Raw genomic sequence first — 22,337 nt, 5'->3', positions numbered from 1 at the left:
CGGTTCTAAGCCCGGGTGAGCCAGGTGACCTGGGTGCCGTTGCCGAAGGACTCGCGCCGGGTGGGGGTGAACAGGGTGGGGCGGAACCCTCCGGCGAACATGGGGATGCCCGCGCCGGCCACCACGGGGTAGCTCTTGAGGATGATCTCGTCGATCTCCGGGAGCAGGGAGGCGGCGAGCCTGCCGCCGCCGGCGAGGTAGATGTCCATGCCGGTGTCCTCGGCCTTCAGCCGCCGGACGAGCCCGATCGGGTCGCCGGCCTCCACCTGCACCGTGGGGTCGTCGATCGTCAGCGTGCTGGAGACGACGTACTGGCGCAGGTGGGAGTAGGGGCTGGTGGTGGGGACGTCCAGGGCCGGCTCGTAGGTGCCGCGGCCCATCACCAGCGTGTCGAAGACCTTGTTGGGCGCGTCGTCGAGGCCGACGAGCCTGCGGATGTGGGTGGGGAGCGTCTCGGGGTAGCGCGCGTTGATCCAGGCGATCATCTCCTCCGACACCGGGTAGAAGTCGACCTCGCCATCGGGGCCTGCGATGTAGCCGTCGAGGGAGACGCCGACGTAGTAGACGAGCTTTCGCATATTGAACAACTCCTGATGAAGTACTCTGTATGTAGTGGTTGAAACGTAGTACTACAAGCGGAGTGGTGTCAAGTGCGGAAGAATCCCGAGCGGCGGCAGGCGTCAGGCGCGGCTGGGTTCGGGGGTCTCGTCGAGGACCTTGGGCACGCCCCGCAGCGCGAACAGGGACGCCACCGCGAGGACGGTGAGGATGCCCGCACCGGTGAGCACGGTCGTCTGCAGGGCCCCGACGAACGCCTGCCGCGCGGCTCCGGCGACGGCTCCGGCGAGCTCCCCGGGCAGCGTCGCGGCGGTGGCGAGCGCGCCGCCGAGGGTGTCGCGGACCTGCTCCGCGGCTCCGGCGGGGAGCCCGGCGGGCAGCTCCAGCCCGCCGCGGTAGGCACTGCTCAGCACGGTCCCGAGTACGGCGATGCCCAGCGCGCCGCCCATCTCGCTCGCGGTCTCGGAGATCGCCGCGGCGGCTCCGGCGCGCTCCCGGGGGGCCGAGGCGATGACGGTGTCGTTGACGACGGCGAAGGTCAGCCCGATGCCGGTGCTGGTCAGGATCATCGTGGCGGCGAGGTAGGGGTAGTGGACCTCGAGGCCCACCCGGCTGTAGAGGGCGAACCCGGCCGCGGCCAGCGCCATGCCCAGCGCGACGGTCCGGGCGCGTCCCATCCGGGTGATCAGCGGGGCCGCGGCCGAGCCGCCGATCGCGGCCCCCACCCCGCCGGGCAGGCCCGCCAGGCCCGCCGCCAGCGGCGACCAGCCCAGGACGAGCTGGAAGTACTGGGCGAAGAGGAGGGACATGGCGATCATGGCGAACATGGCGACGAGCGTGGAGCCGACCGCGGCGGAGAACGCGCGGTTGCGGAAGAGCCGGACGTCGATGAGCGGCTCGGCCAGCCGGGCCTGACGGCGGACGAACACCGCCAGCGTGACGACGCCGACCACGGCCGCCGCGATCACCGCGGTCTGGCCGGCTCCCCCGTGGGCGGCCTCCTTCAGCGCGTAGACGACCGCGACGATCCCGGTGAAGGAGAGCGGCACGCTGACCAGGTCGATCCGGCCGGGGCGGGGGTTGCGCGACTCGGGCAGCACGGCCAGCCCCGCGACGAGGATCACCGCGACCACCGGCAGGTTGACCAGGAAGACCGATCCCCAGAAGAACTCGTTCAGCAGGGCGCCGCCCACCAGCGGGCCGAGGGCGAAGCCGGCCGCGCCGATGCTGCTCCAGATGCCCACCGCGGTGGTCCGCTCCGCGGAGTCGGTGAAGACGTTGCGGATCAGGGAGAGGGTCGACGGCATGATGGTGGCGCCCGCGACGCCCAGCAGCGCCCGCGCGGCGATGAGCAGTTCGGGGGTGGGGGCGTAGGCGGTCAGCAGGGAGGCCGCGCCGAACGCGGCCGTGCCGATGAGCAGCAGCCGTCTGCGGCCGATCCGGTCGCCCAGGTTGCCCATGGTGACCAGCAGCCCGGCCAGCGCGAAGCCGTACACGTCGGCGATCCAGAGCTGCTGGGTCGCCGACGGGGCCAGGTCCTCGACCAGCTTGGGCACGGCGAGGTGGAGCACGGTCAGGTCGACGGAGAGCATCAGCATGGCCAGGCACGCGATCACGAGCGTGCCCCACTTGCGGGAGTCGTTTCTCATGCCGTCAGCGTCGGCGACGGCGCTGACGGATCACCGACCGAGCGCTGACGGACATCGACCGGCTGCTGACGGATCATCGGCCGAGTGCGGACGGGCATCGACCGGCTGCCGACGGATCATCGGCCGAGTGCGGACAGGTGCTCGCCGATGACGGTGAGCGGCGCCGGCCGCGGTACGGCGCCGAGGACGGACCCGCCGCCGCGGACCGCCTCGACGCCCCGCGCGCGGGCCGCCTCGTAGGCGGCGTCGCCGATCAGGGCGCGGCACCGGCCGGCCACCCGGGCGGCGTCGGGATCGTCCACGGGCGGGAGGCCGCGCAGCGCGGCGCCCGCGCCCAGCAGCAGGGCGGCCCGCTCGCCGTCCCGCTCCAGCAGCGCCACCCCGGCGAGGCCTTCGGCGACGCGGGCCGCCAGAGTCAGGTCGCGGACGCCGCGCCCGGTCGTGAACGCCCGCCGGTACCAGGCCAGGGCCCCGGCGGCGTCGCCCTCCGCCTCGGCCACCCACCCCAGCGCGACGCACACGCGGGCCCGCGTCTCCTCGACGTCGAACCACCCCGCCGAGCACTCGGCGAGCGCCGCCTCGCAGCTGCGGCGCGCCTCCTCCAGGTCGCCCCGGAACCGGGCGATCTCACCCAGTCCGAGGTGGGCGGCGGCCAGCACCTCCCAGGCGCCCGCCCGCCGCCCGAGCTCGGCCGCCCGCTCGTAGTCGGCGCGCGCCCCCGCCGTGTCCCCGTCGCGGAGCCGCCCGTCGGCGCGGCGGTGCAGCAGCTCGGCCACGTCGATGGCGGCGCCCAGCCGCTCGGCTAGGGCCAGCGCCTGGTCCGTCAGCGAGGAGGCCTTCGCCCGTTCCCCGCGCCGGCCGGCGATGTCGGCCAGGCCGGAGATCGCCTGCGCCATGCCCCACCGGTCTCCGACGGACCGGAAGTCCGCGAGCGCGAGCGCGAACTCCTGCCCGGCCTCCTCCAGATCCCCGTCGAACAGCCGGAAGTACGCCCATCCGAAGTGGCCGATCGCCGACAGCCACGGGTCGTGCACCTCGATCCGCTCCCAGCGGCGCATCATCTCCCGGGCGACGTCCGGCTCCGGCGGGCCGGCGACCATCGCCCACAGGACGTTGGCGAACGGCTGCCGGGGCATGCTGTCCCGCTCGTTCATGATCTTGCGGACGGCCTCCAGGTGGGCGTCGAGCCGGCGGTCCCCGCCGCCGCCCGAGACGGCGGTCATCACGCAGAGGGCGTACTCGTCGGCCAGCCCGGCCGGGGGACCGGCGTCGAGCCCGTCCAGGAGGTCGCGGGCGAGCGCCGACGCCTCGCTGCGCAGGGAGCGCAACCACCAGTAGCACGTCAGGGCGGCCAGCAGCCGCAGGGCCGGTCCGAGGTCCCCGGCCCTGGCCGCCCGGTGCAGCGCGGCGTGCAGGTTGTCGTGCTCGTGGTCCAGCCGCTCCAGCCACTCCAGCTGCCCGTCGCGGCGCAGATGGGGGTCGGCGGTCTCGGCGAGGCCGAGGAAGTGGTCCAGATGGGCCCGGCGCAGCCGCTCCTCCTCGCCCGCCGCGGCGAGCCGCTCGGCGCAGAAGGCGCGGATCGTCTCCAGCATCCGGTAGCGGCCGCCGACCACCTCGACGAAGGACTTGTCCACCAGCGAGGCGAGGACGCCGTCGGCGTCGGCCACTCCGCAGACCCGCTCGGCGGCCTCCAGGGTGGCCCCGCCCGCGAAGACGGTCAGCCGCCTGGCCATCGTCCTCTCGTCCTCGTCCAGCAGGTCCCAGCTCCAGCCCACGACCGCGTGCAGCGTCCGGTGGCGGGGCTGGGCCGTACGGCTGCCGCGCGACAGCAGCCGGAAGCGGTCGTCGAGCCGGGCGGCGATCTCCACGGCGGTGAGCGAGCGCAGCCTGGCCGCGGCCAGCTCGATCGCCAGGGGCAGGCCGTCGAGGGACCGGCAGATCTGCACGACGGCCCGGGCGGTGGCGTCGTCCGCACCGGACTCCGCGCCGGAGCCGAGGGTGAAGTCCGGCCGCACGGCCGAGGCCCGCTCCGCGAACAACCGCACCGAGGCCGCCCGCTCGGAGGGGTCGCCCGGTCCGGGCAGTTCCAGGGGCGGGACGGGGCAGAGCACCTCGCCCGTGATGCCGAGCGCCTCCCGGCTGGTGGCCAGCACCCGCACCCCCGGGCAGGCGCTCAGCAGCCGGTCGGCGAGGCGCGCGGCGTCGTCCACCACGTGCTCGCAGTTGTCGAGGACCAGCAGGACGCTCCGGCCGGTGAGCGCGGTGACCAGCCGGCCGGTCGGGTCGGGCGCGGGCTGCTGCCGGTTCGGCGCCGAGAGCAGACCGGTCTCACGCAGTCCGAGCGCGCCGAGCACCGCCTGCGGCACCTCCGCGCCGTCGCCGAGCGGTCCGAGCTCCACGAAGCAGACCTCGCCGTCCAGGCGCCCGGCGGCCTCGGTGGCGAGCCTGGTCTTGCCGGTCCCGCCGGGACCGGTGAGCGTGACCAGCCGGCCGCCGCCGAGCAGGGCCCGGATCCGCTCCAGTTCGTCCGCGCGCCCGATCAGCGGGGTGAGGTGGGCCGGAAGCCCGCGGGGCCGGTCCGGGGGAGGATCCGCGGTGTCCGCGGTGCCGGCGGGGACGAGGGAGGGGTCGGCCCGCAGGATCGCGAGGTGGGTCGCGGCCAGCCCGGCGGAGGGGTCGGCACCGAGCTCCTCGGCGAGCCGCCGCCGGATCCCCTCGAACACCGCCAGCGCGTCGGCCTGCCTGCCGCACGCGTACAGCGCCCGCATGAGCTGCCCGGCGGGCCGCTCCCGAAGGGGGTGCGCGGCGACCAGCTCCTGGAGCACGGTCACCGCCTCCCGTTGGCGGCCGGTCGCCAGCTCGGCCTCCGCGCGGTCCTCGGCGGCGGCCAGCCGCGCCTCCTCCAGCCGTACGGCCTGCGCCGCGGCGAACGGCGCGTCGCCGACGTCGGCCAGCGCGGGCCCGCGCCAGAGGCCGAGCGCCTCCTCCAGCAGCGCCGAGGCCCCCTCCGGGTCGCCGGCGGAGAGCGCCCGGCGGCCTTCGGCGGCCAGCCGCTCGAACCGGCACGCGTCCACGGCCTCGGGGTCGACGGCGATCAGGTAGCCCGCCGGGCGGCGGACGACCAGCTCGCCGCCGTCGCCCCGGTCGCCGAGGAGGGCGCGGAGCCGGGAGACCTGCGCCTGGAGGGCTCCCACGGAGTCACCGGGGGCCCGGTCGTCACCGTAGAGGCCGCCGACCAGCCGCTCGACGGTGACGACCCGTCCGGCGTCGAGCAGCAGCAGGGCCAGCAACGCCCGCAGCCGGGGCCCGCCGACGGCGACAGCGTGCCCGTCGCCGAGCCGGACCTCCAGAGCCCCCAGGACACCGAACCGCATGGCGGGATTGTCCCAGGAGCCGGGGGAATCCGGCGAACCCGGAGAACCGGAAGAGCCCGGGAACGCGGCGAGCCGTACGGGAGGGTTCCCGTACGGCTCGCTCCGGTGCGGCAGGCGAAAGCCCGCAGAGCCCCATAGGGGCCCATAGGCCCACAGGGGTCCGCGGAGGCCCTCGGAGGCCCTCGGAGGCCCGCGGAGGCACGGTCAGCGGGCGGTGACCTCCGCGAAGTGGCAGGCCACCGGGTGGCCGTTGCCCCGGTCGACGAGTGCGGGCTCCTCGACGGCGCAGATCTCCTGGGCCTTCCAGCAGCGGGTGCGGAAGCGGCAGCCGCTCGGCGGGTTCAGGGGGCTGGGCACGTCTCCGGTGAGGATGACGCGCTCGCGGGCGCGCTCCTCCTTGGGGTTGGCCGTGGGGGCGGCCGAGAGGAGCGCCTGCGTGTAGGGGTGCGCGGGGCGGTCGTAGAGGTCGTCCCGGGGGCCGGTCTCGATGACCTTGCCCAGGTACATCACCGCGACCCGGTCGGAGATGTGGCGGACCACCGACAGGTCGTGCGCGATGAAGATGTAGGCCAGGCCGAGCCGCTCCTGCAGGTCCTCCAGCAGGTTCACCACGCCCGCCTGGACCGACACGTCCAGCGCCGAGACCGGCTCGTCCAGCACCAGCAGCTTCGGTTCCAGCGCCAGGGCGCGGGCGATGCCGACGCGCTGGCGCTGGCCGCCGGAGAACTCGTGCGGGTAGCGGTTGCCGTGCTCGGGGCTGAGCCCGACCAGGCGCAGCAGCTCCGCCACCCGGTCCGGGCCGCCCTCCTTCCAGCGCCCGTGGACCTTCAGCGGCTCGGCGATGATGTCGTTGACCGGCAGCTTCGGGTTGAGCGAGGCGTACGGGTCCTGGAAGACGATCTGCATGTCCCGCCGGACCGGCTGGAGCTGCTTGGCCGACAGGCCGACCAGCTCCCGGCCCTGGAACCGGACCGAGCCGGAGGTGGGCGTGTGCAGCTGGAGGATCGCGCGGCCCGTCGTGGACTTGCCGCAGCCGGACTCGCCCACCACGCCGAGGGTCTCGCCCTCGTCCACGTGCATGGAGACCCCGCTGACGGCCTGGACGTGGGCCACCACCCGGCGCAGGAGACCGCCGCCGCGGACCGGGAAGTTCATCACCAGGTCCTTGACCTCGAGCAGGTGGGCGCCGGTGTCCGGCTCGCGCTGGGGCGCGGGCGTCTCCTCGGTCTTCACGCTCATGCCACGGTCTCACTCTCGGTGCGGAAGAACTCGGTCGGGTCCTCGGCCGCGGCCAGCCGGTCCCAGTGGTGGCAGGCCGCGTAGTGCCCGCCGCTGTCGGTCTCGGCCAGCGAGGGCTCGGAGCTCCGGCAGACGTCCGTGGCCAGCGGGCAGCGCGGCGAGAACGGGCAGCCGGTCGGCAGGTTGATCAGCGACGGGGGCGTGCCCTTGATCGGGCGCAGCCGGGCCGAGCCGCTGCCCTTGTCCAGCGACGGGATCGACCCGAGCAGACCCGCGGTGTACGGCATGCGGGGCTCCTCGAACACCGGGTCGGTGTCGCCGAGCTCGACCGGGCGCCCGGCGTACATGACCAGGACCCGGTGGGCCATGCCCGCGATGACGCCCAGGTCGTGCGTGATCAGCACGATGGCGGCGTTGACCGCGTCCTTGACCTCCAGGAGCTTCTCCAGGATCTGCGCCTGGACGGTCACGTCGAGGGCCGTGGTCGGCTCGTCGGCGATGATGACGTCCGGGTTGTTGATGACCGCCATGGCGATCATCGCTCGCTGCCGCATGCCGCCGGAGAACTCGTGCGGGTAGCTGCGCAGCCGCGCCTCGGCCTGCGGGATGCCGACCAGGTCGAGCATCTCCTTGGCCCGGGCCAGGGCGGTCTTGCGCGGCATGAGCTCGTGCGCGAGCACGGCCTCGGCGAGCTGGTCGCCGATGGTGTAGACGGGGTTGAGCGCCGTCATCGGGTCCTGGAAGACCATGGCGATCTTCCGGCCGCGCAGGCCCCGCTGCTTGCGGGCGGACATCTTCAGCATGTCGTCGCCGCGGAACAGGATCCGCCCCTTGATCCGGGCGCTCCTGGGCAGCAGTCCCATGACGGCCAGCGACGAGACGGACTTGCCGGAGCCGGACTCGCCGACGATGCCGAGCACCTCGCGCTCGCGCAGGGTGTAGGAGACGCCCCGGACCGCGTGCACGACGCCGTCCTCGGTGGGGAACTCCACGGTCAGGTTCTCGACCTTGAGGATCTCCTCCTCCGAGGGCGGGCGCACGGCGTCCAGCGTCAGGCCGACGTGCACGTCCTCGGCGGAGTCGGTCACGTGGGAGGAGAGCTCGAAGGTGTGCGGGTCGTCCACGCGGGGCTCGATCGGCACGTTCGGGGAAGTCGTCATTAGGCACGCACCCGGGTCTGTCGGGGGTCGAAGGCGTCGCGCAGGCCGTCACCGATGAAGTTGATCGAGAGCGCGATCAGGATGATGAACAGGCCGGGCCACCAGAACAGCCACGGACGGGTCACCATGGCGCTGCGGTAGCGGCTGATGAGCTGGCCGAGCGAGGTGTCCGGCGCCTGGACGCCGAGGCCGAGGAAGGACAGTGCCGACTCCAGCAGCACCGCGTTGGCGACCGAGAGCGTGGCCGCGACGATGATGACGCCGACGGTGTTCGGCAGGATGTGCCGGAAGATGATCCGCTTGGCCGAGGTGCCGACCGCCCGGGCGGCCTCGACGAACTCCTTCTCCCGCAGGGAGAGGAACTCGCCGCGGACCAGGCGGCCCAGGGTGGGCCAGAGCACCAGGCCGAGGAAGAGCCCGAGGACGACGGCGCCGCTGTCGCCCATCATCCGGCCGATCACCGCCGCGATGATGAGCACCGGGATGGTGATCATCACGTCGGTGAGGCGCATGAGCGTGGCCTCGACCGCGCCGCGGAAGTAGCCGGCCGCTGCGCCGACGACGGTACCGACGGCGGTGGCGACGATGCCGACGAGGAACGCGATGATCAACGACTGCTGGGCGCCGCGCATGGTCAGCGCGAAGTAGTCGATGCCGATGTCGTCCTGGCCGAAGGGGTGCTCGCCGAAGCGGAAGCCGTCCCCGCCGAGGAACTCGGGGACGAGGCTGAGGGTCGGCTTGCCCTGGTTCACCAGCGCGCCGGTGTCGAGGTAGCTCTTGTCCCACCAGCCGGGGATGCCGGCGAAGCCGATCGAGCTGAACGCCAGGACGACCACGAAACCGAGGATGATCATTCCGGCGAGGGCGGCGCGGTGCCGGAAGAACCGGCGGCGGACCATCTGCCCCTGGGTGCGGGCGGTGATGGTCAGGCCCTGTGCGTCAGGGGCGGTGTCGGGCCCCGGTGCCTGCGCATTGAGCGTCATGATGGTTCTCCGATCTCAGGACAGCCGGATGCGCGGGTCGAGGTAGGCGTAGAGGATGTCGGCGATCATGTTGAAGACGACGATCGCGGTCCCGGTCACGATGAAGAACGCCATGACCGGAGCGGGGTCGACCTCGCGGAGCCCGTCGATGAACAGGTTGCCCATGCCCTGCCAGCCGAAGACGTTCTCGGTGACGACCGCCCCGCCGATGACGCCGGCGAAGTCGACGGCCATCAGGGTGGTGATCGGGATGAGCCCGTTGCGGAAGGCGTGCTTGACCACGACGGTCCGCTCGGGCAGGCCCTTGGCGCGGGCGGTCCGCACGTAGTCCTGGTTCATGACCTCCAGCATGCTCGCCCGGCTGTAGCGGGTGTAGGTCGCCAGCGAGATCAGGATGAGCGCCATGGTCGGCAGCAGCAGGTGGCCGGCGGTGTCCAGGTTCATCTGCCAGAAGTCGCCCTCGAAGTTCGGCGTGCGGGCGCCGATCGTGGAGATCGGGCGGCCGCGCACCGCGGCGCTGTAGCCGTTGAAGGCCTGGAGCATGCGGTCGACGAAGACGACGCCGCCGGTGAACAGGCCGGTGAGCACCGCGGCGGTGATCGCCTGGCGGCGCTGGAGCCCGCCGATGCCGTACCCGAGGCCGGCGCAGACCGCGACCGTCAGCAGGGCGAGACCGGCGATCTCCAGCCAGCTGGGGTCGGCGAGCAGGGGGCCGAGGACCTCGGAGGAGGCGGCGCCGATCACGGCGGCGGCCAGGGCGGCATAGAGGGGCCCGCGCTGGCGCAGCCCGGCGGACAGGACGGTGAGGCCCACCGCCCCGGCGAGCGCGATGGCCAGGGTGAGCGGGAGCCCGAAACCGGGGTCGGCGAACCAGCGGGTCACCGACAGGAACGCGAACAGCGCGCCGCCGACGGCGAGGCCGACGGCGAAGGAGATCAGCCGCCGCCTGAGGTCGCCGACGGTGAGGGCGCCGAAGACCAGGCCGGACAGGAGGGCGAGGGCGCCGATGACCGTCGGCGGGATGGCCGGGTCCTTGAGCCAGTTGTTGAACTCGATGGCCATGTACTGCTTGAGCATGACCGCGATCCAGAAGATCGGGAGCGAGAAGCAGACGAAGGCGGCGAAGGTGACGGTGTAGTCGAAGCCGCTGTACTGGCGGAGCGCCGAGATGATGCCGATGATCACACCGATGATGATGGCCATCACGGTGGCGGCGATGACGAGCTGGAGCGTGGCCGACAGGGCCTCGCCGAGCATGATCGCCACGTCGTGGCCGTCGCGGTTGACGCCGAGGTCGCCGCGGACGATGTTGCCCAGCCAGCTGAGGTAGCGAACGGGGATCGGTTCGTCGAGCTGCATGCGCTCGGTGCGGTCCGCGATCTTCGCGGCCTTGTTGGGGCTGGCGTCCTGGCGGAGGTCTTCCAACGGATCGCCCGAGAGCGCCGTGAGAACGAACATGATGACGGTGGCCGCCAGGAGGACGAAGAACGAGATGACCAGTCTCCGCGCGATGAAGACGATCATTACGTCACCTCCTGCTCTGTGAAGGACTGTAGGTGCGGGCCAGGGCCGGAACCGGAGTCTGGTGATTCTCCGGTTCCGGCCCTGGGGGTGGGTGTTCCGTCAACCGCACGTGCGGTCTGTGGGACCTAGGACGGCGGGCAGGCTACGACATCGCCCACTTGTCCATGTTCCAGGTGATGGTCGACTGCGCGGGGTTCGGCACGACGCCCTGCAGGGTCTCGTCCCAGGCGGTCAGACCGGGGTGCTGGAACAGCGGGATGGTGGCGAGGTCGGTCCAGAGGTTCTTCTCGATCTCGGCGATGATCGGGTCCTGGGCGGCCACGTCGACGGTCGAGTTCAGCTGCGCGATGAGCTCGTCGACCTTCTTGCTGGAGTAGCAGCCGTTGTTGTTGCCCTTGCTCTCGCCGTCGCACTTCTTCGGCGTGGTGAAGGTGGAGGCCCAGCCGCTGACCAGCGAGGAGCCGGACCAGGCGAACAGCGCGACGTCGTAGTTGTTGGCGGGCATCACGGTGCCGAAGAAGTCCTCGGAGCCGCCGTCCTCGATCTTGAAGCCGGCCTTGTTGCAGGAGTCGGCGATCAGCTGCACCGCGGCGGTGCGGCGCGGGTTCGGGGTCTGGTAGCCGATCTTGACCTTGAGCCCGGACTTGCCGGCCTTGTCCAGGAGCGCCTTGGCGCCCTCGATGTCCTGCTGGGCGTAGGCGCCGGGGCCGCCGCTGGCCTGCAGCACGGCGGCGTAGTTGCTCTGGAACGGCGCGACGTTGCGGATGTCGAGGGTCTTGGCGTTGGGGTCGACCGGCTTGATCAGGTTGTCGACGATCAGCTGCCGGGGCACGCACTTGGCGAAGGCCTCACGCAGCGCCTTGTCCTTGAACGGACTGGAGTCGAAGTTGAAGTCCAGGTGCTCGTAGGTGTACTGGGTGGTGGCGTTGACCTTCACGCCCTCCAGCGCGTTGAGCTGGTTGAGCACGTCCGGGCCGGGCTGCGGCTCGACGATCTGGACCTCGCGGTTCTGCAGCGCCTGGGCCTGCTCGTCCAGGGCGATGAAGCGCTCGACGACGGTCGGGGTCGCCGGCGGGGCGCCCCACCACTTGTCGTTGGCCACGAAGGTCAGCGACTGGCCGGCGTCCAGCTTGGAGAGCTTGTACGGGCCGGAGGACGGGATCAGCGCCGGGTCGGGCAGCGAGCCCTCGATGACCCAGCCCTCGTTGAAGAACTTGATGCCCTTGGCGATCTTCTTGTCGTCGAGGTCCTTGACCGCGGCGATGAAGTCCTCCTCCGACAGCCCGTCCTGCTTGGCGATCACGTGGGCCGGCATGACCTCGGCGGTGCCGGGGCCGTTGGCGTGCCAGTCGGCGAAGGGCTTGCTGTAGGTGAGGGTGAACTTCTTGCCGCCCTTGTCGCACTCGGGCATCTTCGTGTCCTGCACGCCGTTGGTGTCGGCGGAGGCGAAGCCCTTGACCTTGCCGGACTTGTACGCCCACCAGAGCATGACGTCGTCGCAGTCGATCGGCGTGCCGTCCGACCAGACGGCCTTGTCGTTGATCGTGTACTCGACGGTCAGCGGGTCGTCGGAGGTCTTCTCGTAGGTGCCGAAGTCCGTGTTCGGGGTGATCTTGCCGTTCTCCCCGTAGAGCCAGAAGCCCGTCAGCACGCGCTGCAGCGGACCGGCGTTACGGGTGGCGTTCTCGGCGGTGGTGTTGTTGTTGTAGGAGTGGAACTCCTGCTCGTAGGCGTAGGTGACCGTCTGCGCCGCGGGAGCGGAGGCCGAGGCCGAACCGGAGGCGGTGGGTTCGCTCGCCGAGTTCTCGCCCGCGCAGGCGCTCAGCAGGAGTGCACCTCCCGCCACTGCAGCTAGAAACTTGCCAGATGTCCGCGTGTGGAACACGGCAGCACTCCTTAGGGATTCGATGTGAGAACAGCCGCCAGCATGATTGAGCAAAGCTGACCATCATGACTTGCAGTCGGACAAGTGGGACTCGGGGGGTGTTGCAGACCTGAGACCGCTACCGTCCCAAGCTGTAACAAAGTCGGGCGTGAAGCGCGAAACCCTGAAATAGGTGACTATCAGGAAAAACGTAACCTTTGACCGAATAATCCCAATATGTGGGATGACGGAGAGTGATAGCCCGCGTTTGTCCGGGAAGGGCGCGCGTCCGGGAAGTCGTGTATTTCCTGGTCGCTCCACCGCCTGAGAGTGGGTCTCTCGCCACGGTGGGTGACCGATCGGCTGGAAAGAGCTTTCTCTCTTTTCCTCCCGGAGAACACCCCCTTACCGTGGCTTCGGCCTCCGCCGGGCGCCGGGCCGCAGCCCCGCCGGACTCCTGACCGGGAGAGCCGGCGTCCCGCCCTCCGGCCTCGCCCCGTCCCACGCGAGGGCATCCTTGGAGGCGTGAGCGAACACGACACGGTGGAGCAGTGGGTCCTTCCCCTGGTGGTGCGGATCGAGAGGTCCGCTCCGCCCGAGCGGACCGACGCGCTGGAGGCCGCCGCGCTGGCCGTACTGGCCCTGCTCGGTGACGCCCGGGCGGCGCAGGGCGGCGAATGGGCCGAGGCGGTGCGGAGCTGGGAACGGGGCCGGATCAGGAAGGTCGTACGGCGGGCGCGCGGAGCCGAGTGGCGGCGCGTGCTCGATCTGCCGGGACTGACCGTCGCGCACGGGACCGCCGAGGTCAGGGTCCACCCGCCGGTCCCGCTGGACGCCTGGCCCCGGGAGCTGGCGAGGCTCCAGGTCTCCGGCACCGAGCTGGCGGATTCCGCCGAACCCGGGCCGCCGGGGGAGGGGGCGGTGCTCTGGATCAATCCCCGGCTCGCGATGTCGGCGGGGAAGGCGATGGCCCAGGCCGGGCACGCCGCCCAGTTCGCCTGGTGGGGAGCCGGCGAGGAGGTCCGGCGGGAGTGGCGTGAGCGGGGGTTGGCGATCGCCGTGCGGACGGCCGACCCGGCGGACTGGGCGGCCCTGTCCGGCGGCGACCTGCCGGTGGTCCGGGACGCGGGCTTCACCGAGATCGAGCCGGGTTCGTGCACCGTGGTCGCGGACGCCCCGTGGCTGCGTCCCGGCGGTTTCCGCGCGGGTGGATCCCTCCGGGGCGCGGCCTCCGGGTAGCGGCCGGGACGGGGCGGGCCGACGGGCGGGAGCCGCGCGGCAGGCGGCTCCCGTGCCCGGATCGGAAGGCCGGCGGAACCCACTCGTTCCCGAAGTGTGATGGGTATCGCGGACGAGAAAAGAGGATTTGTCGTACGCTCCCGATCGTGCTCGATGGGTTGGGTGGTACTCCGGGGGCCCGGGAGACGGGTGTCACCCCCACGTATATGGCGGCCGAGGCGGAGACGTCCGAGCTACCCAAGATCGTCGTTGAGACGCCGCCCGTCCGCCCGGCATCACCGGTGAAGCGCTCCCGGATCGGCGACCTGCCGATGCGCGTGATCTACCGCGTCCTGGCGGGGGCCACCGCGGTGGTGGTGGCCGCGATCGCCGCCCTGGTCGGGTTCATGTCCTCCGACCCCGCTGACCGGCCGGGCGAGGAGGCGCCGGGGCGGGTCGCCGCGCCACCCGCCGCTGCGCCCTCGTCCGGCCTCGGTTCGCCGCCGCCCTCCCCGCCGGCGGCGACCCCCTCGCCCCTCGCGGCGACCTCCTCCCCGTCCGCGGCGACCTCCTCTCCCGGCCCGGCGCCGGACGGCAGCGCCGTGACCGCAGCCCTGGCGGACCCTCGCGTGCCCGGGCCGCCGCGTGACAGGAGGCTCGCCCGGTTCCCCGGCAAGGCGCTGCCGTCCAAGCGCCGCATCGAGGACGAGAAGTCCGGCGTGTCGCTGGTCCGGCTGGGCAAGCCGTGGAAGACCTACGGCGCCTCGCCGTTCTCGACCAAGCAGGTGCTGCCTCCGGTGAAGGGCGCGGGGCACCGGGCGATGCTGGTGAGCTGCCCGGTTCCGATCGAGGCGCAGGCGGACCTGAAGGACACCGCCATCCTGGCCGCGCGCTGGACGCTCAACCACCACCCCAAGGGGAGCAGGATCCGCTGGAGCGCCTCCCAGCCGCTCGAGGACGGCTGGCTGCTCGCCTACCGGGTGACGTACAAGGTGAAGGGCAAGAGCCGCTCCTCCATGGCCGCGGTGGTCCTGAGCGAGTCCGGCCGGGCCAAGCCCGCCATGGTCTTCGTGACGATCCCCGACGTCCAGCGCAAGCGCTGGCGTGACATCAACACCGCGACCTCCTCCGTCGAGCGGCTGTAGGACCCGCCACCCACCCGCCCGGCGGACGGACCCCGCCGGACCCCGCCGGGAGACGGACCGGCGGGCGGGTGGACGCGGGCGGACGCCGATAGGGTGGGCGTCGTGACCCGGCTCGTGCTCGCCTCCGCCTCGCCCGCCCGCCTCGCCCTGCTCCGCAGCGCCGGGCTCGATCCCAAGGTGATCGTCAGCGGCGTGGACGAGGACGCCGTCACCGCGGACACCCCCGCCGAGCTCTGCCTCACCCTGGCCAGGACGAAGGCCGCGGCGGTGGCGCGTGACCTGGCCGGCCCCCTGGTGATCGGCTGCGACTCGGTCCTGGAGCTCGACGGCAGAGCGTACGGCAAGCCGTCCTCGCCCGAGGACGCCGCGGCACGCTGGCGGCACATGCGCGGCCGGAGCGGCCGCCTGCTCACCGGGCACTGCGTGATCGACACCGCCACCGGCAGGGAGGCCGCCGAGGTCGGCGCCACGACGGTCCGCTTCGGCTCCCCGGACGACGCCGAGATCGACGCCTACGTCGCCACCGGCGAGCCCCTGCGCGTCGCGGGGGCCTTCACCCTGGACGGCCCGGGGGGCTGGTTCGTCGAGGGCATCGACGGCGACCACGGCAACGTGCTGGGCATCTCCCTCCCGCTCCTGCGCCGCCTCCTCTCCACCCTGGGGGTCTCCGTCCCCGATCTCTGGCGCCGCTCCTGACCTCCGCCCCGGTCTCCGGCGTCGCTCCTGACCCCCGCTCGAGCCTTCCCGTCCGGCCCTCCGGGCGGTGTCCGCACCGGCCGGCCCTACGGGCAGGTCCCTCCCGGGCCGCGGGGCACGGCGCGGCGCAGGGGACAGGGGCCTCTCCGGAACGGCGTGGCGGGCGGCGGTGCACGGCGGGCGACGGATCCCGATAATCTTCGCGGCATGGGTGTAATCCGCTCCTTCACCGGCGGCATGGGGTTCTTCCTCCAGGGACTGCGCTGGGTCGCGCGCCACCCGGGGTGGTGGCTGTTCGGCCTGATCCCGGCGCTGATCGTGTTCGTGCTCTACGCCGTGGGGCTCTACTTCCTGGGAACGAGCGCCGGCGACCTGGCCGGATGGCTGACACCGTTCGCCGACGGATGGGACGAAGGACTCCGGAACACCTTCCGGATCATGGTCGGCGTGGTGGTCTTCGGGGCGGGGCTGGTGCTGGCCGTGGTGACCTTCGCCGCGGTGACCCTGGTCGTCGGTGAGCCGTTCTACGAGAAGCTCTCGGAGCAGGTCGAACGGACCTACGGCGAGGTGCCCACCGGACACGAGCTGCCGCTGTGGAGATCGATCCCGCGGTCGATCAAGGACAGCCTGGTCACCCTCGCATACGTGCTGCTGTTCACGGTCCCGCTGTTCTTCCTGGGCTTCGTGCCGGTGATCGGGCAGACCGTGGTCCCGGTGCTGGGCGCCATGGTCTCGGGTTTCTTCCTCACGGTCGAGCTCACCGCACTGGCCATGGAGCGCAGGGGCCTGGCCCGCAGGAGCCGGTTCGCGCTGCTCCGCGGGGACAAGGCGCTCGCGCTCGGCTTCGGGGTGCTGCTGTTCCTGCTCTTCCTCATCCCGCTGGGCGCGGTGGTCGCCATGCCCGCCGCCGTCGCGGGGGCGGCCATCATGGTCCGCACGCGGCTGGCCGCCGGCGGTCCGCCCGCCGGGAACACCCCGCGCCAGGCCTTCCCGCCGGGTGGTCTCCCGCCGCAGACCCCGCCGGGCGGCCTTCCGCCCCGGAGCTCGCCGCCCGGACCTCCGCCGGGTCGTCCCTGACCCCGCCGCTCGGGCATCCGCCGGGTCGTCCCTGCCCCTGCCGGGCCTTTCGGGAAGGGGCCTCGTCCACAGGTGCGCCGACCGGCCACCGGTCGTCCACAGGGCTGCGGCGGAGGGCGGAGCGCCGGCCCCGGTCCGGCGATGCTGTCTGCCATGACGACCCACACCACCGCCTCGCCGGACCTCCCGGCCGGCCTGCCCGACCTGCTGCTCGGCTCCACCGAGGACGTCCTCGGCGCGGTGCCCTACCTGTTGGGCTTCCACCCCGCCGAGAGCCTCGTCGTGATAGGGCTGCGGGGCTCTCCGCCCAAGGGTCGCGTGCACCTCACCGTCCGGTGGGACCTGCCGCTGGCCGACCGCGATCTCGGCCGGATCCTCCCGCTGCTCCGCAAGGAGGAGATCACTCAGGTCATCGTCGTCGGCTACGGTTCCGGCCCGCTGGTCACCCCGGCGGCGGACGCGGCCGTCGCCCTGTTCCGGAAGGGCGGGATCGGGCTTCTCGACGCGCTCCGGGTGGAGGACGGCCGCTACTGGTCCTACGTCTGCTCACGCACCGACTGCTGCCCTCCCTCCGGCGCGCCGTACGACCGCGAGGCCGGTGCGGTCGCGGTCCGCGCCGTCGCGCACGGGCTGGTGGCGCTGCCCGACCGGGAGACCCTGGAACGCTCGCTCGCCCCCGTCGGCGGGACCGCCCGGACGGCGATGCGCGGGGTCACCGGCCGCGTCGCGGAGGAACTGCGCCGCCGCATCGCGGGTTGCGAGGACCCCGACGGGCTCGCGGCGGAGATCGTCGCCGACGGGACGGCCCGCGTGCGCGCGGCGATCGGGTTCTACGCCGCGGGCGGGCGGCTCGACGACGAGCAGGCGGCCAGGCTCGGGTTCGACCTGGCCGTGATCCGGATCCGGGACGAGGCGTGGGCGCTGATCACCGACGACGCCCACGACGCGCACCGCAGACTCTGGCAGGACCTCACCCGCAGGCTGGAGCCGAGGTTCGTGCCACCGGCCGCGTCGCTGCTCGCCATGGCCGCCTGGCGCGACGGAGACTCCGCCCTGGCGAGCGTCGCCCTGGCCCGCGCGCACGAGGCCGATCCCGGCTACTCCATGGCCAATCTGCTCATGGACGCGCTGCGGTGCCTGCTTCCGCCGCACGCGCTCAAGGACAGGATGCCCAGCCCCGAGGAGCTGGACCTGCAGATGGGCGTGCCCCGGACGTCCTGGCTGCTCCCCCTGGTCGTCCTCCTGGAGGAGCCGCCGGCGGGTCCGGCCGGCCCTGCGGGATGAGGAGTCAGCCCTCTTCGCGCTTGCGGCGCTCGTTGTAGGCCCGCATGCGGGGGGGATAACCGGTGAGCTGCACATCGTAGACGGGGAGGGCGAGATCGCGGGCGACCTTGCGGATCACAGCGGGGGCGCCGACCCGGCGCCGGGTCCACTCGCCGTCGTCGGCCACGGCCACGGCGGTGGTGTCGGTCGCGAAGGTCTCCGGTTCGACGTAGAACTCCACGCCGCGGCGCGACTTCGCGAAGGCGATGAGCGCCTCGATATCGGAGTCGTTCGCGGCCCGATCGAACTTCGCGATCTTCGGCCCGCGCAGACGCCTCAAACCATAGCGATCCCGCCATCTCATGCCCCTTGTTATACCTCCCCTGGCCCTTCCATGGTGGACGCCAGGGGAACTCCAGGGACGGCGTCAGGGGTAACCCCGATGTGCGGGACGGCCACCCCGGACGAACATGGAGGTCACAAGGGCGACGAAGGGAAGGTCGGTTCCATGGCGGGCACAGCGACACCACCGGTGAATCCGCGGCACGGGGGCGTGCCGGCGGCGGGGCCCAGGGCCGGTCACGCCGACCTCCGGGTGAGCAACCAGGACCGGGAGCAGGTGGTCGAGCACGTCAAGGCCGCCTACGCGGAGGGGCGGCTCGACGAGCTCGAGTTCGACGACCGGCTGGAGCGGGCGATGACCGCCCGGGTCCACGGTGACCTCATCCCGATCATGCAGGAGCTGTACGGCTCCCGCCCACCCCTGCCCGCCCCCTACCCGCCGCAGGTCCGCCCGGCACCGGGTCCGGCGCACCACGGGCGGCCCCAGGCGCGGACGGGTGGGGACCGGGTGGGCGCGGCCGCTGCGCACCTGCTCCCGCTGGCGGGCCTGTTCGTGCTGGGACCGCTCGTCATGCTGTTCGCGGCGGGCAAGACCTCCCCCTACATCCGCAGGCACGCCGTGGAGGCGCTGAACTTCCACCTGACCTTGATCGGCGCCACCATCGTGCTGGCGATCACTTTCGTGGGGGCCGTGCTGGTGCCCTTGCTCTGGGTCGGCGGAGTGGTGCTGTCGGTCGTCGGAGGGTTGGCGGCGCTGGGCGAGGGCGACTTCCGCTACCCGTTCACGCTGCGTCCGGTCAAGTGACCCGAAGGGGGCGCGCCGAGGACCGGGGCGGGCCCGGGAGCACGCGGAGCGGACCCCGGAACACGCAAGGCGGACCCCGGAACACGCGGGGCGGGCCCGGGAGCGCCGGGACGCGGACGTGTCCGTCCGCGAGGCGGGGCACCGCCGTGCCGGAGGCCGGCTGGGGGGCCTCAGAGCAGCAGCGCGCGGACCGTGTCCACGGTGTCGGCCTGCTCCGGGGTCTTGTCCGGGCGGTAGCGGATCACTCGGGCGAAGCGCAGGGCCATGCCGCCGGGATAGCGGCTGGAGCGCTGGACCCCGTCGAAGGCGATCTCGACGACGAGCTCGGGCCGGACCGTGACGGTCCAGCCGTCGGCGGGGCCGTCGGCGAGTGTCAGGAAGCGCTCGGTCTGCCAGGCGAGCAGCTCGTCGGTCAGGCCCTTGAAGGTCTTGCCGAGCATGACGAAACCGCCGCCGACCGGATCACGGGCGCCCAGGTGGAGGTTGGAGAGCCATCCCTCCCGGCGGCCGCTGCCCCACTCCGCGGCCAGCACGACCAGGTCCAGCGTGTGTCGGGGCTTCACCTTGACCCAGCCCGCCCCGCGGCGGCCGGCGGCGTAGGGGCTCTGCGGTGACTTCACCACCACGCCCTCGTGCCCCCGCCTGAGGACCTCCTTGAAGAACGCCTCGCCCTCGGCGGCGTCACCGGTGACCAGCCGGGGCGTGATCAGCTCCGCGGGAACGGCCCGGGCGAGCTCCGCGTGGCGTGCCTCGTCGGGCAGGTCGAGGAGATCGGCTCCTCCCACCCGCAGCGCGTCGAAGAAGAACACACTGAGCGGGGTCGACCGGCGGGCCCCTGCCACGTCGGCCCGGCTGGCCACCCGGCCGGAGGTGACCTGGAAGGGCTCCGGGCGGCCGTCCGGCCGCAGCGCGATGACCTCGCCGTCCAGGACGAGGTCGGCGGCGGGCAGGGCGCCGACAGCCTCGACCAGCTCGGGCACCTGGGCGGTGATGTCGTCCAGGGTGCGGGTGAAGACGGACACGGCGTCGCCGGACCGGTGGGCTTGGATCCGCACGCCGTCGAGCTTCCACTCGATCGCGGCACGACCGCCCACCCGCTCCAGTGCCGCGGCGACGGAGGGGGCGCTCTGCGCGAGCATCGGCGAGACCGGGCGGCCCACCTCCAGCCTGAAGGAGCGCAGCGCCTCGACCCCGCCGGACAGGGCCGCCGCGCCCACGGCGGGCAGCCAGCCGCGCAGCATCAGGGCCCGCCGCACCTCGGCGGCCGGTGTCCCCGACGCCTTGGCGACGGCCTCGATCATCACTCCGTCGAGCGCGCCCTGGCGGAGCTCACCGCGGACGAGCCGGGACAGGAAGGCCTGCTCGGGGCCGGTGAGCGCGGCGAACAACTCGGTCAGCAGCGCCTTGCGCGCGGCCTGGGAACCGGGACCGCTCTGCGTCTTGACGCGGGTGAGGAGGGCGTCGACCTGCAGCAGGGTCGCGGTGGCGGCGAGCCGGGGCTCGGGGAGGTCCCGCAGGGCCGCCAGGCCGACGCCGATCTGCCGCTGGGGCAGCTCACCGGAGAGGTAGGCGATGGCGATCTCCGCCTCGTCCGGGCCGACCCGGCCGAGGAGCTCCGCGAGATGCCGGACCTTCGCCAGCCGGGCGGAGTCGGCGGCCACGGCCGCGGAGGTGCGCGCGAGATCGATCAACAGCACACGGACAGCCTATGAGGCCGCGGTGACATTCCGGCGGAGGAGGTCCCCCGGGATCCCGTTCCGGCCGGTGGGCCCGGTGGACCCGGTGGTGCTCGGCCGCCGTACGGCGGACGGTGCGGTGCGGGCCGGACGGCGTGGGGTGGACGGCGTGGGGTGGACGGGGCGGGGCGGGCGATCCCGTTCGGGAGGGCCCGGCCGCGGAAGACGCGGTGGGCCGCTCCCCGGGGAGCGGCCCACCGGTCACCTCAGCGGACCCCGAGCAGGTCCACGACGAAGATGAGGGTCTCGCCGGGCTTGATGCGGCTGCCCGCGCCGCGGTTGCCGTAACCCAGGTGCGGCGGGATGGTGAGACGGCGGCGGCCGCCGACCTTCATGCCCGCGACGCCCTGGTCCCAGCCCGCGATGACCTGGCCCGCGCCGAGCGAGAACTCGAAGGTCTCGCCCCGGTTCCAGGAGGCGTCGAACTCCTCGCCGGTGGAGAAGGCGACACCGACGTAGTGCACGCTGACCTGGTGACCAGGCTTGGCCTCCGGGCCGTCTCCCTCGACGACGTCGACGATCTGCAGCTCCTTGGGCGCGTCGCCCTCAGGGAAGTCGATCTCCGGCTTCTCCAGTGCCACGTGGTTTCTCCTTGATCTGGTGCGTGCCGGCCGATGCCCGACCGGCCGAACGACTCTACGGGGTCCGGGGCCCGGCGGTGGGCGAAGGGGCACGGACATCCGGCCGGTCCGTCAGGCGGAGTCGCGGACGACCAGCTCCGTGGGCAGGATCACCGGAGCGCCGACGTCCTGCCCGGAGGCGAGTGCGAGAACGAGCCGGGCCAGTTCCCGGCCCATCTCGTGGAGGGGCTGGCGGACCGTGGTGAGCGGCGGCTCGGCGTAGGCGGCGGCGGGCACGTCGTCGAAGCCGACCACGGCCACGTCGTCCGGCACGCGGCGCCCGGCCTGTCGCAGCACCTGCAGGGCGCCGAGCGCCATCATGTCGCTGGCGGCGAACACCGCGTCGAGCCCGGGATCGTCCCGGAGCAGCTGGCGCATGGCCGCGACGCCCGACTCGCGGGTGAAGTCGCCCACCGCGACGATGGAGCGCCGGTCGGAGTCGCGCAGCACGTTGCGGTAGCCGGTGAGCCGGTCGATCCCGGCGACCATGTCCTGCGGCCCGGCGATCGTGGCGATCCTGCGGCGGCCCACCGCCACCAGGTGCCCCACGGCCTGCTCGGCGCCGCCGACGTTCTCCACGTCCACGCAGGGCGGTGCGTCCTGCACCCAGGACTGCAGGGGCCGCCCGCTGCACACCACGGGCACGCCCCGGCGGGCCAGCGCCGCGGGCAGCGGGTCGGCCCCGTGCATCGAGGCGACGATCACGCCGTCCACGTGCCCGGCCGTGGTGTAGCGCTCGATCCGCTCCTGCCCGCGCGGAGAGCCGGCGAGCATCAGCACGAGGTGCTTGTCCGAGGCCTCCGTCTCCTGGCCGACGCCGCGGATGATGCTGGCGAACATGGGGTCGTCGGAGAAGACCCGGGTGGGCGGCTCGGAGAAGACCAGCGCGACGGAGTCGGCCCGCCGGGTCACCAGGCTGCGCGCCGCGAGGTTGGGGACGTAGCCCAGCTCCTCCACGGCGCGCATCACCGTCGCGCGGATCTCCGGGTTGACGTGCGTCGAACCGTTGACCACGCGGGAGACGGTGGCCCGGGAGACTCCCGCTCTGGCCGCCACCTTCTCCAGCGTCGGCCGGGCGGTCACC

General features: G+C 72.8%; 18 protein-coding genes. 6 read left to right on the top strand and 12 right to left on the bottom strand.

Annotation, left to right across the window (positions count from 1 at the left end):
• Positions 1 to 5: 5 nt before the first annotated feature.
• The 8 genes from HS048_RS28905 to HS048_RS28870 all read right to left on the bottom strand — a co-directional run bounded on the left by HS048_RS28905 (position 6) and on the right by HS048_RS28870 (position 12,333).
• Positions 6 to 578, bottom strand: coding sequence for a dihydrofolate reductase family protein (locus HS048_RS28905; protein WP_196469250.1), 573 nt, complete (start codon positions 576 to 578; stop codon positions 6 to 8).
• A gap of 102 nt (positions 579 to 680) precedes the next feature.
• Positions 681 to 2,207 carry an MFS transporter gene (locus tag HS048_RS28900; protein ID WP_196469249.1) on the bottom strand — a complete coding sequence of 509 codons (1,527 nt, stop codon included), beginning with the start codon at positions 2,205 to 2,207 and terminating at the stop codon, positions 681 to 683.
• 116 nt (positions 2,208 to 2,323) lie between these two features.
• The gene (locus HS048_RS28895; protein ID WP_196469248.1) at positions 2,324 to 5,581 is read right to left on the bottom strand and encodes a BTAD domain-containing putative transcriptional regulator; all 3,258 of its coding nucleotides are present in this window, start codon (positions 5,579 to 5,581) and stop codon (positions 2,324 to 2,326) included.
• A 204-nt stretch (positions 5,582 to 5,785) separates the two neighbouring features.
• Entirely contained in the window at positions 5,786 to 6,820 is a 1,035-nt protein-coding gene (locus tag HS048_RS28890; protein ID WP_068898816.1) for an ABC transporter ATP-binding protein, read from the bottom strand.
• A complete protein-coding gene (locus tag HS048_RS28885) occupies positions 6,817 to 7,980 on the bottom strand; it encodes an ABC transporter ATP-binding protein (protein WP_196469247.1) in 1,164 nt (387 codons plus the stop codon). Before HS048_RS28885 ends, HS048_RS28890 begins: the two co-directional genes overlap by 4 nt.
• A complete protein-coding gene (locus tag HS048_RS28880; protein ID WP_068898812.1) occupies positions 7,980 to 8,963 on the bottom strand; it encodes an ABC transporter permease in 984 nt (327 codons plus the stop codon). Before HS048_RS28880 ends, HS048_RS28885 begins: the two co-directional genes overlap by 1 nt.
• Positions 8,964 to 8,978: 15 nt before the next feature.
• Positions 8,979 to 10,487, bottom strand: coding sequence for an ABC transporter permease (locus HS048_RS28875; RefSeq protein ID WP_068898810.1), 1,509 nt, complete (start codon positions 10,485 to 10,487; stop codon positions 8,979 to 8,981).
• A 142-nt stretch (positions 10,488 to 10,629) separates the two neighbouring features.
• Positions 10,630 to 12,333 (bottom strand): ABC transporter family substrate-binding protein, encoded by a 1,704-nt coding sequence (locus HS048_RS28870; RefSeq protein ID WP_231647446.1) that lies wholly within the window; start codon positions 12,331 to 12,333, stop codon positions 10,630 to 10,632.
• Positions 12,334 to 12,876: 543 nt separating this feature from the next.
• Here HS048_RS28870 and HS048_RS28865 point away from each other — a divergent pair.
• The 5 genes from HS048_RS28865 to HS048_RS28845 all read left to right on the top strand — a co-directional run bounded on the left by HS048_RS28865 (position 12,877) and on the right by HS048_RS28845 (position 17,771).
• Positions 12,877 to 13,590 carry a peptidyl-tRNA hydrolase gene (locus HS048_RS28865; protein WP_307832687.1) on the top strand — a complete coding sequence of 238 codons (714 nt, stop codon included), beginning with the start codon at positions 12,877 to 12,879 and terminating at the stop codon, positions 13,588 to 13,590.
• 146 nt (positions 13,591 to 13,736) lie between these two features.
• Positions 13,737 to 14,714: a hypothetical protein gene (locus HS048_RS28860; protein WP_196469246.1), complete on the top strand. Its 978-nt coding sequence runs from the start codon at positions 13,737 to 13,739 to the stop codon at positions 14,712 to 14,714.
• A 102-nt stretch (positions 14,715 to 14,816) separates the two neighbouring features.
• The gene (locus HS048_RS28855; protein WP_084008576.1) at positions 14,817 to 15,410 is read left to right on the top strand and encodes a nucleoside triphosphate pyrophosphatase; all 594 of its coding nucleotides are present in this window, start codon (positions 14,817 to 14,819) and stop codon (positions 15,408 to 15,410) included.
• Positions 15,411 to 15,617: 207 nt separating this feature from the next.
• Positions 15,618 to 16,487, top strand: coding sequence for an EI24 domain-containing protein (locus HS048_RS28850; protein WP_084008565.1), 870 nt, complete (start codon positions 15,618 to 15,620; stop codon positions 16,485 to 16,487).
• A 153-nt stretch (positions 16,488 to 16,640) separates the two neighbouring features.
• Entirely contained in the window at positions 16,641 to 17,771 is a 1,131-nt protein-coding gene (locus HS048_RS28845; protein WP_196469245.1) for a DUF4192 domain-containing protein, read from the top strand.
• 4 nt (positions 17,772 to 17,775) lie between these two features.
• Here HS048_RS28845 and HS048_RS28840 read toward each other — a convergent pair whose 3' ends face one another.
• Positions 17,776 to 18,114 carry a hypothetical protein gene (locus HS048_RS28840; RefSeq protein ID WP_068898800.1) on the bottom strand — a complete coding sequence of 113 codons (339 nt, stop codon included), beginning with the start codon at positions 18,112 to 18,114 and terminating at the stop codon, positions 17,776 to 17,778.
• A gap of 144 nt (positions 18,115 to 18,258) precedes the next feature.
• Here HS048_RS28840 and HS048_RS28835 point away from each other — a divergent pair, with 144 nt between their 5' ends.
• Positions 18,259 to 18,897 carry a DUF1707 and DUF4870 domain-containing protein gene (locus HS048_RS28835; protein WP_230881913.1) on the top strand — a complete coding sequence of 213 codons (639 nt, stop codon included), beginning with the start codon at positions 18,259 to 18,261 and terminating at the stop codon, positions 18,895 to 18,897.
• A 170-nt stretch (positions 18,898 to 19,067) separates the two neighbouring features.
• Here the strand turns inward: HS048_RS28835 and HS048_RS28830 are convergent, their stop codons facing one another.
• The 3 genes from HS048_RS28830 to HS048_RS28820 form a co-directional block, all read right to left on the bottom strand.
• Entirely contained in the window at positions 19,068 to 20,594 is a 1,527-nt protein-coding gene (locus HS048_RS28830) for an ATP-dependent DNA ligase (RefSeq protein ID WP_196469244.1), read from the bottom strand.
• Positions 20,595 to 20,839: 245 nt separating this feature from the next.
• The gene (locus tag HS048_RS28825; RefSeq protein WP_189236414.1) at positions 20,840 to 21,214 is read right to left on the bottom strand and encodes an FKBP-type peptidyl-prolyl cis-trans isomerase; all 375 of its coding nucleotides are present in this window, start codon (positions 21,212 to 21,214) and stop codon (positions 20,840 to 20,842) included.
• A gap of 111 nt (positions 21,215 to 21,325) precedes the next feature.
• Positions 21,326 to 22,336, bottom strand: coding sequence for a LacI family DNA-binding transcriptional regulator (locus HS048_RS28820; RefSeq protein ID WP_196469243.1), 1,011 nt, complete (start codon positions 22,334 to 22,336; stop codon positions 21,326 to 21,328).
• Between the last annotated feature and the right edge of the window lies 1 nt (position 22,337).

Origin of the sequence: Planomonospora sp. ID91781, assembly GCF_015711595.1 — a bacterium.
Lineage (GTDB): Bacteria > Actinomycetota > Actinomycetes > Streptosporangiales > Streptosporangiaceae > Planomonospora > Planomonospora parontospora.
This window is presented reverse-complemented; position numbering and strand designations above follow the sequence as displayed.

What these genes read in the sequence shown, in the direction of transcription:
- HS048_RS28850 (WP_084008565.1), top strand. Translation starts at nt 15,618, where the DNA reads ATGGGTGTAATCCGCTCCTTCACCGGCGGCATGGGGTTCTTCCTCCAG.
- HS048_RS28885 (WP_196469247.1), bottom strand. Translation starts at nt 7,980, where the DNA reads ATGACGACTTCCCCGAACGTGCCGATCGAGCCCCGCGTGGACGACCCG.
- HS048_RS28835 (WP_230881913.1), top strand. Translation starts at nt 18,259, where the DNA reads ATGGCGGGCACAGCGACACCACCGGTGAATCCGCGGCACGGGGGCGTG.
- HS048_RS28890 (WP_068898816.1), bottom strand. Translation starts at nt 6,820, where the DNA reads ATGAGCGTGAAGACCGAGGAGACGCCCGCGCCCCAGCGCGAGCCGGAC.
- HS048_RS28895 (WP_196469248.1), bottom strand. Translation starts at nt 5,581, where the DNA reads ATGCGGTTCGGTGTCCTGGGGGCTCTGGAGGTCCGGCTCGGCGACGGG.
- HS048_RS28845 (WP_196469245.1), top strand. Translation starts at nt 16,641, where the DNA reads ATGACGACCCACACCACCGCCTCGCCGGACCTCCCGGCCGGCCTGCCC.
- HS048_RS28905 (WP_196469250.1), bottom strand. Translation starts at nt 578, where the DNA reads ATGCGAAAGCTCGTCTACTACGTCGGCGTCTCCCTCGACGGCTACATC.
- HS048_RS28840 (WP_068898800.1), bottom strand. Translation starts at nt 18,114, where the DNA reads ATGAGATGGCGGGATCGCTATGGTTTGAGGCGTCTGCGCGGGCCGAAG.
- HS048_RS28875 (WP_068898810.1), bottom strand. Translation starts at nt 10,487, where the DNA reads ATGATCGTCTTCATCGCGCGGAGACTGGTCATCTCGTTCTTCGTCCTC.
- HS048_RS28900 (WP_196469249.1), bottom strand. Translation starts at nt 2,207, where the DNA reads ATGAGAAACGACTCCCGCAAGTGGGGCACGCTCGTGATCGCGTGCCTG.
- HS048_RS28880 (WP_068898812.1), bottom strand. Translation starts at nt 8,963, where the DNA reads ATGACGCTCAATGCGCAGGCACCGGGGCCCGACACCGCCCCTGACGCA.